General features: G+C 54.2%; 12 protein-coding genes. All 12 read right to left on the reverse strand.

Annotated features, from left to right (window positions below; all coding sequences use genetic code 11):
* Positions 1 to 134: 134 nt before the first annotated feature.
* The 12 genes from JNE38_RS19095 to JNE38_RS19150 all read right to left on the reverse strand — a co-directional run bounded on the left by JNE38_RS19095 (position 135) and on the right by JNE38_RS19150 (position 15,846).
* The gene (locus JNE38_RS19095) at positions 135 to 1,433 is read right to left on the reverse strand and encodes a CapA family protein (RefSeq protein WP_203255204.1); all 1,299 of its coding nucleotides are present in this window, start codon (positions 1,431 to 1,433) and stop codon (positions 135 to 137) included.
* Positions 1,434 to 1,473: 40 nt separating this feature from the next.
* The gene (gene nfsA, locus JNE38_RS19100; RefSeq protein WP_203255205.1) at positions 1,474 to 2,214 is read right to left on the reverse strand and encodes an oxygen-insensitive NADPH nitroreductase; all 741 of its coding nucleotides are present in this window, start codon (positions 2,212 to 2,214) and stop codon (positions 1,474 to 1,476) included.
* A 48-nt stretch (positions 2,215 to 2,262) separates the two neighbouring features.
* Complete coding sequence (allB, locus tag JNE38_RS19105) at positions 2,263 to 3,663, reverse strand: allantoinase AllB (RefSeq protein WP_203255206.1); 1,401 nt, start codon at positions 3,661 to 3,663, stop codon at positions 2,263 to 2,265.
* A gap of 1 nt (position 3,664) precedes the next feature.
* On the reverse strand, positions 3,665 to 4,600 hold the full coding sequence (locus JNE38_RS19110; protein ID WP_203255207.1) for a dihydroorotate dehydrogenase: 936 nt from the start codon (positions 4,598 to 4,600) through the stop codon (positions 3,665 to 3,667).
* The gene (locus JNE38_RS19115) at positions 4,600 to 5,382 is read right to left on the reverse strand and encodes a dihydroorotate dehydrogenase electron transfer subunit (RefSeq protein WP_203255208.1); all 783 of its coding nucleotides are present in this window, start codon (positions 5,380 to 5,382) and stop codon (positions 4,600 to 4,602) included. The genes JNE38_RS19110 and JNE38_RS19115 overlap by 1 nt, the downstream gene beginning before the upstream one ends.
* A complete protein-coding gene (locus JNE38_RS19120) occupies positions 5,379 to 6,680 on the reverse strand; it encodes a Zn-dependent hydrolase (protein ID WP_203255209.1) in 1,302 nt (433 codons plus the stop codon). The genes JNE38_RS19115 and JNE38_RS19120 overlap by 4 nt, the downstream gene beginning before the upstream one ends.
* 103 nt (positions 6,681 to 6,783) lie before the next feature.
* Entirely contained in the window at positions 6,784 to 8,397 is a 1,614-nt protein-coding gene (locus JNE38_RS19125) for a PucR family transcriptional regulator (protein WP_203255210.1), read from the reverse strand.
* 151 nt (positions 8,398 to 8,548) lie between these two features.
* On the reverse strand, positions 8,549 to 9,847 hold the full coding sequence (locus JNE38_RS19130) for an MFS transporter (protein ID WP_238933375.1): 1,299 nt from the start codon (positions 9,845 to 9,847) through the stop codon (positions 8,549 to 8,551).
* A 263-nt stretch (positions 9,848 to 10,110) separates the two neighbouring features.
* Positions 10,111 to 10,749: an orotate phosphoribosyltransferase gene (gene pyrE, locus JNE38_RS19135; RefSeq protein ID WP_203255211.1), complete on the reverse strand. Its 639-nt coding sequence runs from the start codon at positions 10,747 to 10,749 to the stop codon at positions 10,111 to 10,113.
* A 24-nt stretch (positions 10,750 to 10,773) separates the two neighbouring features.
* On the reverse strand, positions 10,774 to 11,511 hold the full coding sequence (gene pyrF / locus JNE38_RS19140; protein ID WP_275296591.1) for an orotidine-5'-phosphate decarboxylase: 738 nt from the start codon (positions 11,509 to 11,511) through the stop codon (positions 10,774 to 10,776).
* Positions 11,512 to 11,552: 41 nt separating this feature from the next.
* Positions 11,553 to 14,765: a carbamoyl-phosphate synthase large subunit gene (carB, locus tag JNE38_RS19145; protein WP_203255212.1), complete on the reverse strand. Its 3,213-nt coding sequence runs from the start codon at positions 14,763 to 14,765 to the stop codon at positions 11,553 to 11,555.
* Complete coding sequence (locus tag JNE38_RS19150) at positions 14,749 to 15,846, reverse strand: carbamoyl phosphate synthase small subunit (RefSeq protein WP_203255213.1); 1,098 nt, start codon at positions 15,844 to 15,846, stop codon at positions 14,749 to 14,751. Before JNE38_RS19150 ends, carB begins: the two co-directional genes overlap by 17 nt.
* Positions 15,847 to 15,871 lie beyond the last annotated feature (25 nt).

Consider the following 15,871-nt stretch of genomic DNA (forward strand, 5'->3'; position numbering starts at 1 on the left):
CTGCGAATGATCGGGCCTTCGTCGTCACTATCTGTCTTTTTTCAACAACCCTTTCATTATAATTCATTCGCATGATAAGAAGAATATGGAAATGAAAAAGAAGCGGCCACAGCCGCTTCCACTCGCAATCAGGCCTAGATCCGAACTCGGCCAACATGGCCATCCAGCTCGATGATCGTCCCGTAAGGTTCACTTAATGTTTGGAGATGCTCCAAAATCTTTTGCCGCTTCGACAGTACCGGCCACCCTCTCCGATAGCGAGGGGTGCCAAAGCCCAGCTCAATCGGGTAGAGCAACAGGTCTGTCAGCTCCCCTTCTTCCATTCGCCAGTATGGAACGACGGATTCCCATACATACGGATTGACACCCAGCCCCTTCTGGTTGTGATGGGTCCTCGTATCAAATGCGTCTGCGACGGTCGATTCGTGACCGAGGTTGTATTTCTCGTAGAAGTCCGCGGGCAGACGGCTGACGGTCTCGTTTTGAAAGATGAAATTCCCCAAGCTGTAGAAGATGGGACGATTGCGGTAGATCTCGATCCCCCGCAAAATATGGGGTCCATGACCTAGCACGGCGTCAGCCCCCCCGTCGATGCACGCCCGGGCCATCTGCTCGAAAAAGGCTGCAGGGCTTGCCTTGTTTTCCCCTTCCATCTCGTGCGAATGGATGCTCACGACGACATAATCGGCCTGTCGCCTGGCTTCAGAAATGGATTTTAGAATCCTCTTCTTATCTGCCAATGCAGGTACCGTCTCGCATGCTGGCTCCGCTCCAACGGCAAATCGATTTCCGCCAAAACGGATCGAGGTGCCATCTCCTGCAACCGCAAACCCTTCTTTGACATCCAGGTTGAAGGCTGCATTGATGGGGATCGATCGACTGATTCGCTCCAGGTGCGCGAACTCTTCCTGCGGCAGGATATACGTGGTCTCATAGCGCAGCGGATTGACTCCCGGCCTTCCCGGCATGTCTGGTCTCTGCTCGCCCGCGATCCATGATTCGTGAAAGGTGGATGTAGCGGCAATCAGCGCGACTCGGCCGGATGGACAATCCAGATAAACGGGCTGACTGGCCTCCGCCAGATTCGCTCCCACCCCGGCATGAGCGATGCCGTACTGCTCCAAATATTTTTTCGTCGCTGTAAGCCCGCCGTAGGCATAATCCATGGTGTGATTATTGGCCCAAGCCATGATGTTAAAGCCGTACGCCTGCAGATCCAACAAAACCTCCGGCTGGGCCATCGCCCACGTCCCGCCGCTGAAAGCAAAGGGAAACCCTTCCTGACGATGGGTCGTCACTTCCAAATTCGTGAAGCGAAATTCTGCTTGTCCAATCAGGTTGGACAACGAACGAAACGATTCTGACGATGCGTTCGGCAAACGTCGGGTAATAAAGCTGTCACCTGTCGCGACGAAAGTCATCGTGTTCCCCATTCGCAGACCCTCCTGCCTCTCTTCTCCTCGACACCTCTGTCTATGTCAATCGGATTCCCTGTTCCTTGATAAACTGCGTAACGTGCGCCCTTCGCGGTTTGTTTACGTAATCGGCCATCTGCTTGGTCCAGCCTTCTGTGCGCTTGCCATTGCTTCGCTCGCTGTAGTATTCGGAGGAAATCCGTTCGTACTCTTCCAGCGCCTCTGGAATCAGCTCCGTTTGATAGCGTTCTTCATGAATCACGGCGCGCTCCGGCAAGCGAGGCTTCTGATGAACATCCTGTGCAGGATACCCGAGGCACATGCCCATGATGGGAATGGTAAGCGCAGGAAGGCCGAGCACATTGGCAACATCTCTGGGATTGTTCCGAATCCCCCCGATCATGACGCCTCCTAGGCCGTGCGAACGCGCTGCGAGCAAGACGTTTTCAGCGGCGAGCGCGGTGTCGACTGCTCCTACCAGCAAGCTCTCCACTTCATCGGCAGCCAGGATCTGTCCATGCATCTCGCATGCCTTCTGGAGCTTGTAGTAATCCGCACAAAAGACGAGAAACACCGGGCACTCCACGACCCATTTCTGATTGCCGCACAGGGCAGAGAGCTTTTCCTTCGTCTCCTGTGAGCGCACGACGATGACACTGTAAGCTTGCACATTGTGCGAGGAAGGTGCCCACTGTGCGCAGCTGACGATTTCATGGAGCAGCTCCTCTGTGATTGGCTGATCCGTATATTTGCGGATCGAGCGGTGAGATTGTATCAATTGCGTGACTTCTGTTGGCATGTCGCGCCTCCTTCATCGTGGTTGTTCCCTCTCAGCATGCCCTGTTCTTCACCTATTCTTGACTGGCGTGATCCACTCTCCGGCTGGTCCGCTCACGATCTTGCCGTCTTTCATGATGGTTTGGCCTCTCACGATCGTCGCGACTGGGCTACCCACGCCGTTCCATCCGTCATAAGCCGTTACCTTGCTCTTGCTGTGCAGCTGCTCACGCTTGATGACAAACGGCCTTGCCATGTCTACGATTGTCAAATCGGCGTCAGTGCCCACTTGCAGTGATCCCTTTTGCGGATAGATCCCGAATTGCTTGGCAGGGTTTTCGGATAAGACTGCCGCTACCTGCTGCAGCGTCAATTTGTTTTGGGAGACAGCATTCAGCATGAGAGGAGCCAACGTTTCCACCCCGCACATCCCGGCCGGAATCGACCAGAGATCGCCATCCTTTTCTTGCTCCGTATGCGGCGCATGATCAGAGCAGACGATCGAAACGACGCCCTCTGCAATCCCCTTCCACAGACGCTCCTGGTCCTTCTTGTATTTCACAGGCGGATAGACCTTCATCGCCGGGCCTACCGTTGCGAAATCTTCGTTGCTCAGGAACAGATAGTGCGGGCAGGTCTCGGCCGTAATCGGATAGCCCTCCGCCTGGGCCTGCTGAATCAGGTCCACCGCTTCCCCTGTGCTGACGTGCAGGATGTGCAGGCGAGCTCCTGTCTCCTTGGCAAACGCGATTCCTGTCTGAACGGTCACGATCTCGGCCAAATTCGGTCTGCCTTCGAGCAAAGCCTCATAGTCCCGGCGTCCGCTTTCCTCTACTTTTTTGGTCAGATGCTGAATCAGATCATTGCTCTCTGCGTGGATCGCAAACACTTGCCCCGTTTTTGCCACCTCGCGGAACATATCGAGCACTTCGCCGTCTTTGAACGGAGGGATGACATTCTCCTCTCCCTCTTTGTAGTTGTACATCAGCTGAAACGTTTGACTATGTACCGCATACCCCCAGAAGAACTTAAAGCCGATCACACCTGCCTCATGCAGGGAGGATACGTCCGCCACATTCAAATTTCCCAAGCAAATGGCCCAGATTCCAAAATCCACATGGGCTTTCTCCGAAAGATTTTGCACTTGCTTTTGCAGGTTTTCCACGTTGTTGATCGGTGGGTTCGTGTTTGGCATTTCAAAGATGGACGTGATACCGCCTGCAGCCGCTGCCATGCTGGAATGGGCAAAATCCTCTTTATACGTAGCTCCAGGGTCTCGTGAATGCACGTGCACATCAATCAGTCCCGGAAGAACGTGGCAGCCGGCTGCATCCGTTTCTTCCCGCGTCTCCCCTGGCAGTGGTTCCTTGGAGATGGCTGCGATTTTTCCATCCCGGATGTAGATATCCGCTTCATATGTTTCTTTTGGCGAAACGATTTGCCCATTTCGTATGACGTGATCCCAAATCATTTTAGCACCCCTCCAAGTTGTGTTTGCCCACAGCGACTTGCCCGACAAGCGACTGAATATCTGTAATGCCGTATTGAACCATATACTGCTTGATTTCTTCCAAAATATCGAGCATCGCCGTCGGTTGCACGAAGCTTGCAGTCCCTATCTGTACGGCACTCGCGCCAGCAAGGATCATCTCAATGGCATCTTCCCCGTTCATCACACCGCCGCAGCCGATGATTGGCAGGGAGCTCACCTGATGGACCTGATAAATCATCCGCACAATGATTGGCTTGACAGCGGGTCCCGACAAGCCACCGAGAATGTTGCCGATCCGCGGCTTGCGGGTATGAACGTCGATCGCCATCGCCAGAATGGTGTTGGCAACATTCAGACCATCCGCTCCTCCCTCTTCCGCTGCCAGCGCGATCTCCTGAATGCTGGTGACGTTAGGTGTCAGCTTGGCGATGAGCGGTTTGTCAGTCACTTGCCTCACCTCTCTGATCAGCTCTCGAGTGAGCTGGGCATCCATCCCAAATGCTGCCCCATTTCCTTTCAGATTCGGGCAGGAGATGTTCAACTCCAGAGCGGCGACTCCCTCAGTCCCTGCTATGATCGCCGTCATCTCCACGAACTCCTCGATGGAATCAGCAGAGATGCTGGAGATCAAAGGTGTCTGATAGCGCCGATAGTACGGGATGACGTGCTCCAGGTAGTAATGAATCCCTTTGCTCTGAATGCCGATCGAATTCATCATGCCTGCCGCCGTTTCGCAAACCCTGGGAGTCGCATTCCCTTTTCGCGGATGCTTGGTAATGCTTTTCGGAACGACTGCTCCCAGCAGATTGAAGTCGATGACCGCTTCCATATCCTCACCGAATGCTCCGGAGGCAGGCATGACGGGATTGGCTAAGGTGAGGCTGCCGATTTTCACTTGCAAATCCAGCTCCGTCATCAGAGCACCACCTTTTCCAATGGGAATACAGGTCCTTCTTTGCATACCCGTACTGTCTTCAGGTGATCTCCTTCTTTTACGTCACAGACACAGGCAAAGCAGACACCCATCGCGCAGCCCATGTGCTCTTCCAGTGCGATTTGGGCGGGAATCGCGTGCTTGCGGGTAACATCCTGCAATAACCGGGACAGACGCTTGGAGCCGCAGGTAAACGCAGCATCGATCCGATTTTGCTGCAGCAAGCTGTCCAGCAAGCCGCGCACCTGCTCTACTCCGCTTGTCTGCTCTTCATCCGTGACATGAAGCACCTGCGCACCGAATCCTTGCAGCGTTTCGGCTGCGAGCAGGTCATTGCGGGAACGAGCACTGAGGATCGCGACTGCCTGCACACCTTTTTCAGCTGCATCCTGTGCGAGTGCAGCGAGTGTGGCAATACCTACCCCACGGGCTAGCAGCAGGATCGTTTCCCAGTCGTCCTGCAAAACAAAAGGCGTACCCAATGGGCCGAATACATCCACGTACTCCCCAGCCTGCATGAGCGTCAGCCGCTGCGTCCCTGCTCCTTTGACAAGGTACAAAAACTCCAGCGTTCTTTCCATCCGGTTGATCCGGTAAATGCTGAACGGGCGTCTCAGGAGAGGATGGATATCATGGCCGCAGCGCAGCTGAAAAAACTGGCCAGGCTGGACGTCGGCATTCAGCTCGCTCGCATCGACCTTCATGTGCCAATACCGATCGCTCACTTGTTGATTGGAGCAAATTCTCATCTGAATGGCTTTCATGCACTCTCCCCCATTTGATCGGGCTCATTTCGCTCTTTTTCGTTTGTCGTCGGCTGTCCGTTGGCTTCCAAAACGACGGCCCATTTCTTGATTTCAGCCTCCAGCAAGGCGGCTCCCACTCCAATCTGCTCCCAGGACGTATACTCTTCCCGGTGGTGACTGACCCCATCTCTGGATGGGACGAAAATCAACCCAGTCGGCCAGCGTCTTGCCATGTTCATCGCGTCGTGACCGGCGCCACTCGCCATTTTCAAATAGGAGATCCCCAGCTCCCGACAGCTTTCCTCAAGTGAATCCGTTACCTCCTCGCTCAACAGGACGGGCTGCTCGTCACTGAGCATCGTCCATTCGACTTTCACGCCGCGTTTCGCTTCAACATGCCGGAAGCCCGCATACAATTTGTTCAGGACCGTAGTCTTGGATGTCACGTTTGTACCGCGAATATCGATTTTCAGTTCGGCGGTATCCGGCACGACGTTCATCGCTCCCGGTTTGACGACACAGACCCCCACCGTTCCTACCGTGCCATGTTCTTTTTCCGCCAGTGCCGCCGCCTCCAGGATCAAGCCGATCTCGGCAGCCGCCAGAAATGCATCTTGTCGCTGATCCATCGGGGTCGTCCCTGTGTGGGATGCCTTTCCCTGGAGGCGTACCTGCAAACGCGTCGGCGCAGCAATACCGTGGACAATCCCGACCTGTATGCCCGCTTTCTCCAGTACGGGGCCCTGTTCAATGTGCATTTCCAAAAACACCTTCAGATCCTCAGCTGCTCGAGCAGCTTCCGTCAGCGGCCAGCCATTCAACGAACATTCCGACAACGCATCCCGAAAGGTCTTTCCGTCGCGATCCTGAAGACCAGATACGCCGTCGATATCCAGCTCCCCGATCATGGCTTTGCTCCCCACGGTCGAAACGCCGAAGCGGGAGGACTCCTCGCAAGCAAAACAAATGATCTCGATCGGGTGCTTCGTCACAATTCCTTGATCATCCAGGGAGCAGATGGCTTCAAATGCGGCCACTACCCCGATGATGCCGTCGTAAGAACCGCCTTCGAAAACAGCATCCAGATGAGAGCCGCTTGCTACAGCCGGCAGGTGGGGCTGCTGCCCTTCCCTTCTCGCAATCAGGTTCCCGCTGGCATCCATTCGCACACTCATCCCTCGCGCCTCGCACATGCTTGCCAGCCTTCTTACCGCTTGCCGCTCTTGGGCTGTGTAGGCGAGCCTCATGACTCCTTTGTCCGAGTAGCCAATCTGATTCAATTCACGCCATGTCTGTTCCAATCGCTCGAGATTCATCGCAACCCCCACACTTCCTACATTCACTTAAGATGTAGTATGAGGATTCTTGGATCATGAGTGGAAAACCTTTGTTGGGTCAGACAAAAAAAGAGGCGGTATATTATCGATTCCGATAATCATCGCCCATGAGATCCGCCAGTTTCAGCCCGATATGCAGCATCAATTTCCCTTCGGATTGCTGCAAGCTGTATCCTGTCAGCTTTTCGATTCGCCGCAACCGATACTTCAGAGTATTCACATGCAAAAATAGGGCGGCAGATGTCTCCGTCAGCTTTTCATCGTGCTGAAAGTAGAGCCGCAGCGTTTTGACCAGCTGCAAATCACTTTGTTTGTCATAAGCAAACAGCTTTCCTACGGTCTCCTCGAAAAAGCTGTCTCGCTCCGCCGCATCCGTACATTGTGCCAGTAATCGATAGATGCCCAAATCGCCGTATAGGGTGACCGTTCTGCGCTTGTGCATGACACTGCCCAGCAAAATGGCTTGCTGCGCTTCCCGAAAGCTCTCGCGAAGCCCGCCGATCCCTTCACCGTGATTGCGGCCAATCCCGATCCGCAGACCGCCTTTCAAGGCCATTTGTTTTTTCAGCCTATCTGCCAGCTGCTCCGCCCTCTGCCTGATTTCGTCATCCGTGTCACCGCTCGTCGCGGGATACAGGCAAACCACGACTTGCCGGAAGAACCCTGTGATGACTCGTGGAGACGATCTGCGCAGCAGCTGCTCTGTTCGATCCGCCAGATCCAGCGGATTTACCCGTTTTTCCTCGCCCTCTGTCTGAACGACCATGCACCGGTACGGCTCGTCCAGGGATAATCCATAGGGAAGACCTCTCTCCCGCACGTCCTCGAGATTGAGCCCCTCATTCACAAACAGATCTCGTAAAAACTCATTTTTGTACTGCTGCTCGGTATCAAAGCGAACCTTCAATCGGAGAAATTCCAATGCCAGCAAGGTGGATGCTTTCTCCAAGATCGCCAAGTCCATTTCCAAATGATCGATCTCAAACGCCCAGCAGGTGATGTTGCCGAACACTTTCCCGTCGAGAAGAATGGGTGCCACGATACATTCGATCTCTCCTCGTTCACACGGCCGGGTCAAACGAATCGGGCGCTTGATGATCGCGAGCTCGTGGATCTGCTCGGTCGAAAGCGGTTCGCAGGCAAATGGCAACGGGGGAACCTCGACGTAGGAAAGCAGGCTTTCCACCGTGATGGTGTTCTTTGTCAGCAACCCCAGCGTCGTGATCAAGGACTCCATCCCTTGCTCATTCAGCGAAATCTCATTGAGCACTTTATTCGCTTGCTCCAGGTCCTCCTGCAGGACGACTTTCCGGTCAAATATGGCGTGGCTTACAGGCGGAAGAATCTCCAAATAACTGATTTCTTCCGGAATTTCGATGACGGGAAAATCATACGCATCCGCTTCGTCGAGCAATGACTGCGGGATCTCATCAATAAACCGATGAGGCTTGATCGCCAGAGCGGCAGTACCCCGTTCGTGCAGCTGGCGGATCAAATGCTTTTGCGCCTCGTGGTCGTCCTTGATCGGAAACAGGCTGGAGAGGATCAGCTCGTCCCCCTTCAACCACTTAACGATGTCGGGCACCTCCATGATGGTGACATATTTCACCAGCCGCGCAAGGCCGTTATGACCCGCCACGACCCGACAGTCTCGCAGTCCCCCTACCCGCATGAGCTGACGGACAGAAATTGGCAACGTTCTCCCCTTCTTTCTCTAGCTGTGTATTATCGTCATTGTACAGGTTTGGGAACTGGCTCACCACCTTGTTTTTGCATGCGAAGGCTTCGATCTCGCATCTGTACAAAAAAGGCCGCGGATAGATTCCGCAGCCTCAAGTTCTGTTGGATTACTCCAATTCTACGTCTTTCGTTTCGGGTACCATCGTCATCATGACCAGCAGACCGATCGGGTAGACGAGGAAGACCAGTGACATCGCACCCATGATATTTCCACCGACACTGAGCAGCCCGATGATCGCCGGACCAAAGCCGGCAAGTCCACGCCCCGTACCGAAAATGAAATTTTCAGCGGTAGAGCGCGCTTCGGATGGATAGTTTTCTGCCAGCACGGCACCAAAGCCACCCATCATGCCGTTTACAAAGAAGCCAAGCATCGCGCTTCCCCACAGAAGAACCGTCTGATCGGTGAAGACGAAGAAATACAGGATACACGCGATTGTACCGCCGATGTAGTAGATCGCAAACGTCTTTTTGCGTCCGATGCGGTCCGCTAAAATACCGAACAGCATGATGCCGATCAGCATACCGACTGTGGAGATCAGCATCCATCCGCTAGCTTTCGCCAGGCTGTAGCCGTACTTTTCCGAGAGGACGGTAGGCATCCAGGAGAAAATGCCGTAGTAGCCGAAGTTTTGAATAAAAGACATGATCGTCAGACCGATGGTGGCGATCGTCAGCTTTTTCGTTGCGAACAGCTTGCGCAATGGGAAGCCTGTCATTTGCCTCAACGCTCTATGCTCGTCCTCGGTCAGCGTTCCTTGTTTTTCTTTTTCTTGCAAATGCTTTTTATACGCGTTCTTGCTTTTCCAGATTTCCGGTTCTTTCAGGCCAAAGCGGACATAGGCAGCGAGCAGGGCAGGGAGTAATCCGAAGAGAAATACCGTGCGCCAGCCCATCGTCGGAACGACCACTGCTGCCAGCACAGAAGCGCTCAGTACACCCAGCTGCCAGCCGAGAGCTACGCCAGACGTCGCCTTCGCTCGTTTCTGCTTTGACCAAGTCTCAGTCACGACAGCCATCCCGATCCCGAACTCTCCCCCTACACCCAAACCTACGATGAAGCGCAGAATCGCCAAATGAGAATAATCCGATGCAAAATAAATGAGAGCAGTACCTACGGAGTAAAGCAAGATCGTGAGGGTAAAAATTTTGATGCGACCATACATGTCCGCCAGGAATCCGAACAGATAAGACCCGATCAAGGTCCCGATGGTAGTGACGAGCGTCAGATTTCCAGCTTCAGCGGGAGAAAGACCAAATTCTTTGATGATAAAGACGAGAACGAACGACAGGAGCAGCATGTCGAGCCCGTCTGCCGCGTACCCCAGAATCGAGCCGACAAGTGTTTTGACCTGCGTAGATTTGCTTTCTTCGACTTTTCCATGTGGCGTCACTGTTTGTTGCACGAAAGCATTCCCCCTTGTTTTATTCCAGAAAATTTGGATGATTTCATATAAAGAGATTTATGTGAATGTTGGGCGAATACCTTTGTCCTGCCAGACCATTATGATCGTCAAGATTTGTTTCTACCGACAAGAATCGCATCAAATCGCCTCTATTCAGGCTTCTTTTTGATCAAAAACCAATCATTTCATGTAAGAATTTCTTACATCGCATAAGAGGAGTGAACGCAATCTGCACGTTCACTCCATTGTTGTTTCACAAGCTGTTATTCAAAGAATGTCCGAGGAGCCTTGCGCCAGTCGCTTAGGAATTTTTCTTGGTCAGCGGTGATCACGCCTCTTTCCGTAGCCGCTTCCAGCAACGCGGTGTACTGGGATAGAGTCGTGCATGGAATACCTGCTTCCGCAAATAGAGCTTCCGCGTCCGGGAACTGGTAGCTGAAGATGGCTACAACGCCGAGCACTTCTCCGCCTTCCGCCGCAACGGCCTGAGCGGCTTTGAGGGAGCTGCCTCCTGTGGAAATCAGGTCCTCGATCACGACTACTTTTTGTCCGGCAGAGAGTGATCCCTCGATCTGATTTTGGCGGCCATGCCCTTTTGCCTTGTCACGCACGTAGATCATGGGCAAATCCAGCACTTCCGCTACCCATGCCGCATGCGGGATTCCGGCTGTCGCCGTCCCAGCTACGACCTGCGCATCCGGAAATTGCGCCCGAATGGTCTCGGCAAAGCTGCGTGCGATCTGCCGGCGGACGTTTGGATGAGACATGGTGATCCGGTTGTCGCAATAAATCGGGGACTTGATCCCGGAAGTCCACGTAAAAGGCTGTTCAGGTCGCAAGTGAACCGCACCAATTTCCAACAAGCTTGCAGCAATTTCTTTGGCAGTTGTCATCGTCATCATTTCCAATTCCTCCAGATTCGTATATTACAGGCGGTCGGCTTCCACAGCAGAAACGATGCTTTCCCAGGTTGCAGCCGGATCTTTTGCCGCTGTGATGGCACGCCCGATCACGAGGTAATCGCTTCCCAGTCTAATTGCCTGCTCTGGTGTGGTAATGCGTGTTTGGTCTCCTTTATCCGATCCTAGAGGACGAATCCCTGGCGTTACCGTCAGGAAGGATTCGCCCGCCGCCTTCTTGATCATAGGAACCTCGAGCGGAGAAGCGACCACTCCATCCAGTCCCGCTTGCTTCGTCATCATTGCGTAGTGTACGACCACGTCTTCAACGGTGCCTGGAAGCGCAATCTGTTCGTTCATCGTCTTCAAGCTCGTGGAGGTGAGCATGGTCACTCCGATCAGAATCGGGCGGGGAGAGCCTGCCGCTGTCCCCTGCTCCAATCCTTCTCTCGCGGCTTCCATCATTGCCACTCCGCCAGCCGCGTGGACATTCACCATATCGGCCCCCAGTCTCGCAAGGCTCTTCATGGCTCCTCTTGCCGTATTCGGGATATCGTGCACCTTCAGGTCGAGAAACACCTTCAGGCCTCTCTCCTTCAGATAATGGACGATCGCCGGCCCTTCTGCGTAGGACAGCTCCATGCCTACTTTCACATAGCGGATGCGCCCTTCCAAGGGCTCCAGGCACTGCTTGATTTCTTCCAGTGTGGAAAAGTCGAGCGCAACGATCATGCGCTCTCTTACATCAATGGATTGTGGTTGCACACTACTCTCCTCTTTCTATCCCGATCTGTTTTGTTTGAACGTTAGACGGTTACAGCCACTTTCGCACCGGCGCGCTGCGCTGGCATCGCTTCTGTCGAGAAGGTGATGGTTTCCAGCACGTGCAGCAGGGCAGATGCCGTATCCAGGGAAGTCAGGCATACAGCGCCGTTTTCCACTGCTTCACGGCGAATGCGGAAGCCGTCACGCTGTGGTGTTTTGCCTTTTGTCAGGGTATTGAGCACGATGTTGGCTTCGCCTTTGTGGATCATGTCCAGCAGATTTGGAGTGCCTTCGGACAGCTTGTTGACACGTGTCACCGGCAAGCCTGCCTGCTCCAGATAATCAGCGGTGCCAGCTGTCGCCAGTAGCTTGAAGCCTAGGTGACGGAAGCGTTTGACGATGCCGAGTGCCTCTTCCTTGTCTTTGTCTGCCACTGTTACGAGCAGGGCTCCCTTCGTCGGGATGTTCATGCCCGCAGCGACGAGACCTTTGTAAAGAGCTTTTGCCAGCGTGCTCTCGCGTCCCATCACTTCTCCGGTCGATTTCATTTCCGGTCCGAGTGTGATGTCTACGCGGCGCAGCTTCGCAAAGGAGAACACCGGCACTTTGACAGAGACCATTTCTTCCTCCGGATGATAGCCAGGCGTGAAGCCTTGATCGATGATCGAGTGTCCGAGAATCGCTTTGGTCGCGATGTTCGCCATAGGGATGCCCGTTACTTTGGAGAGGAACGGCACGGTTCGGGACGAACGCGGGTTGACTTCGATCACGTACGGACGGTCCTGGTAGATCACGAACTGGATGTTCAAAAGACCCTTGATTTGCAGCGCGCGAGCCAGCTTCGTCGTCATCTCGATCAGTTCATCCTTGATCGCCTGAGAGAGCGATTGCGGCGGGTACACCGCGATCGAGTCGCCGGAGTGGACCCCTGCGCGTTCGATATGCTCCATGATGCCTGGGATCAGGACGTTTTCTCCATCGCAGATGGCATCGACTTCCGCCTCGACACCCACCATATAGCGGTCGACGAGAACCGGGTGATCCGGGTTTACTTTTACTGCCTTTTCCATGTACTCCAAAAGCTCAGGCTGGTTGTAGACGATCTCCATCGCACGTCCGCCCAGGACATAAGACGGGCGTACCAGTACCGGGAAGCCCAGTCCTTCTGCCGCTACTACCGCTTGTTCAACGGAGGTTACTGTTTTTCCAGGTGGCTGCGCGATTTCCAGACCACGCAGCAGAGCTTCGAACTTCTCGCGGTTTTCTGCCGCATCGATGTTTTCCAGGCTCGTACCGAGGATCTTGATGCCGCGCGCCGCCAGTTTGTCAGCCAGATTGATCGCGGTCTGTCCGCCGAACTGCACGATGACGCCCTCCGGTTTTTCTGCATCCAGAATGTTCATCACGTCTTCGATGTACAGCGGCTCGAAGTACAGTCGGTCAGAGGTGTTGAAGTCGGTCGAAACGGTTTCCGGATTGTTGTTGATGATGACCGCTTCGTAGCCCGCTTCTTTCAGAGCCCATACTGCGTGAACGGTTGCGTAGTCGAATTCGATCCCTTGGCCGATCCGGATTGGACCGGAGCCCAGCACGACTACCCGCTTTTTGCCTGTCTCGATGCGCTCATTCTCGGTTTCGTAGCTGGAATAGTAGTATGGCGTCTGCGCTTCGAACTCCGCCGCGCATGTATCTACCATTTTGTATACAGGGATGAATCCGTTCTTTCTGCGCTCTTCGCGAACTGCTTCTTCTGTTTGGCCGGAGAGCTCCGCAATTTTGCGATCCGTAAAGCCCATGCGTTTTGCTTCGTACAGCTTTTCCGTCGTCAAGCCTTTTGCCAGCTCTGCTTCAAAGGCAACCATCTTGTGGAACTTGTGCAGGAAGAAAAGGTCGATCTTGGTCAGATCGTGCAGCTCATCGATCGTCCAGCCGCGACGCAGTGCCTCTGCCAGCAGGAACAGGCGCTCGTCGTCTGCTGCTACCAGGCGTGCTTTCAGCTCATCCGCACCGATCTCGGATGCGCCTTTGATCTCCATATGGTACGAACCGATTTCCAGAGAGCGGATTGCTTTCATGATCGACTCTTCAAAGGTACGTCCGATTGCCATGACTTCACCGGTTGCCTTCATTTGTGTGCCCAGCTTGCGGTTCGCCGACTGGAATTTGTCAAATGGCCAGCGCGGGATCTTGCTTACCACGTAGTCGAGGGTTGGCTCGAAGCACGCGTACGTCTGTCCGGTTACCGGGTTCTTCAGTTCATCCAATGTGTAGCCGATGGCGATTTTGGCTGCCATTTTCGCGATCGGGTAGCCCGTCGCTTTGGATGCCAGGGCCGAGGAACGGCTCACACGCGGGTTCACTTCAATCACGTAGTATTGGAAGCTGTGCGGGTCGAGTGCGTATTGCACGTTGCAGCCGCCCTCGATGCCCAGCGCGCGGATGATGTTCAGCGCGGAGGAGCGCAGCATTTGGTATTCGCGGTCCGAGAGTGTTTGGCTTGGCGCCACTACGATGGAGTCACCTGTATGCACGCCTACCGGATCGATGTTTTCCATGTTGCATACCACGATGCAGTTGTCGTTCGCATCGCGCATGACTTCGTATTCGATCTCTTTCATGCCCGCGATGCTTTTCTCGATCAGGCATTGGGTGATCGGAGAATATTTCAATCCGCTCGCTACGATCTCGCGGAGACTTTCTTCGTCGTCGCAAATTCCGCCGCCTGTACCGCCCAATGTGTAGGCAGGGCGCACGATGATTGGGTAGCCGATCTCATTTGCGAAATCAACCGCTTCTTCTACGGTGCTGACGATCACGGATTCCGGTACCGGCTCGCCCAATTCGTTCATCAGGGAGCGGAACAGCTCGCGGTCTTCCGCTTGCTTGATCGATTCCAGCTTGGTTCCGAGCAGTTTTACGTTTTCTTGCTCCAGCACGCCTTGCTCTGCCAGGGCAACCGCCATGTTCAAGCCTGTCTGACCACCGAGCGTCGGCAGCAGACCATCCGGTTTTTCCTGGCGGATGACGCGGGCTACGAATTCAGGTGTGATCGGCTCGATGTACACTTTGTCCGCCATGTTGGTGTCGGTCATGATCGTCGCCGGGTTGGAGTTGATCAGGACGACTTCCATGCCCTCTTCTTTCAATGCTTCGCAAGCTTGGGTTCCTGCGTAGTCAAACTCAGCAGCTTGCCCGATCACAATCGGACCGGAACCGATGACGAGGATTTTTTTGAGGTTATCGTGTTTTGGCATAGTTTTTCTCCTCCTTGGCGGTTTCGAGCATCGCTAGAAATTGGTCGAACAAGTATCCGGAGTCGTAAGGGCCTGGAGCCGCTTCCGGGTGATACTGCACGGAGAACGCTCTCTTTGCCGCGTTGCGCAGCCCTTCTACCGTGCCGTCATTCAAAGCGATGTGGGTGATTTCCAGCTCCGTGCCGTTCAGCGATTCTTCTTTTACGGCATAGCTGTGATTCTGTGAAGTAATGTATGTGCGTCCAGTCGGCAGCTCTTTCACTGGGTGATTTCCGCCGCGGTGGCCAAATTTCATCTTCATGGTGTCCGCACCAGATGCCAGTGCGAACAGCTGGTGACCCAGGCAGATTCCGAAGAGCGGATACTCTCCGAGGATGCCTTTGATCATTTCGATGGCTTGCGGGACGTCTTTCGGATCCCCAGGGCCGTTGGACAACAGGATGCCGTCCGGTTGAATCCGGCGAATCTCTTCTGCTGTCACATTGTACGGAACGACTACCACGTCACAATTTCGTTTGGTCAGCTCGCGCAAAATGCCGTGCTTGGAGCCGAAGTCGACCAGCGCCACGCGATGTCCGGTACCCGGGCAGGAAAATATGCTTTTGGTGGATACGCGCGGTACTTGATCGGTCATGAGGGTCGTAGATTGGAGTGCTGCCACCAGTTCTGCAAGCGGTGCAGCGCTCGTGGTGATCATGCCCTTCATCGTGCCGTGGTAACGGATCTTTCTCGTCAGCATCCGCGTGTCCACGCCGCTGATTCCCGGGATATCGTACGTTTTCAGCAGTTCATCGAGTGTATTGGTATTGCGCCAGTTGCTTGGCATATCGCAATGTTCGCGTACCACGAAGCCGTGGATGTACGGTCTGACCGCTTCAAAGTCATCACGGTTGATTCCGTAGTTCCCGATCAGCGGGTATGTCATGGTCACGATCTGACCGCAGTAGGATGGGTCAGACAGCACCTCTTGATAACCTGTCAGTCCGGTATTGAACACCACTTCTCCGTACGTCTCTTTCGCAGCGCCAAACGCTTCTCCGATAAACTCTGTTCCGTCTTCCAAGATCAGTCTTGCTCGCATCTATGTTCCTCCTTCATTATCCGCG

The organism is Brevibacillus choshinensis (assembly GCF_016811915.1).
Classification (GTDB): domain Bacteria; phylum Bacillota; class Bacilli; order Brevibacillales; family Brevibacillaceae; genus Brevibacillus; species Brevibacillus choshinensis_A.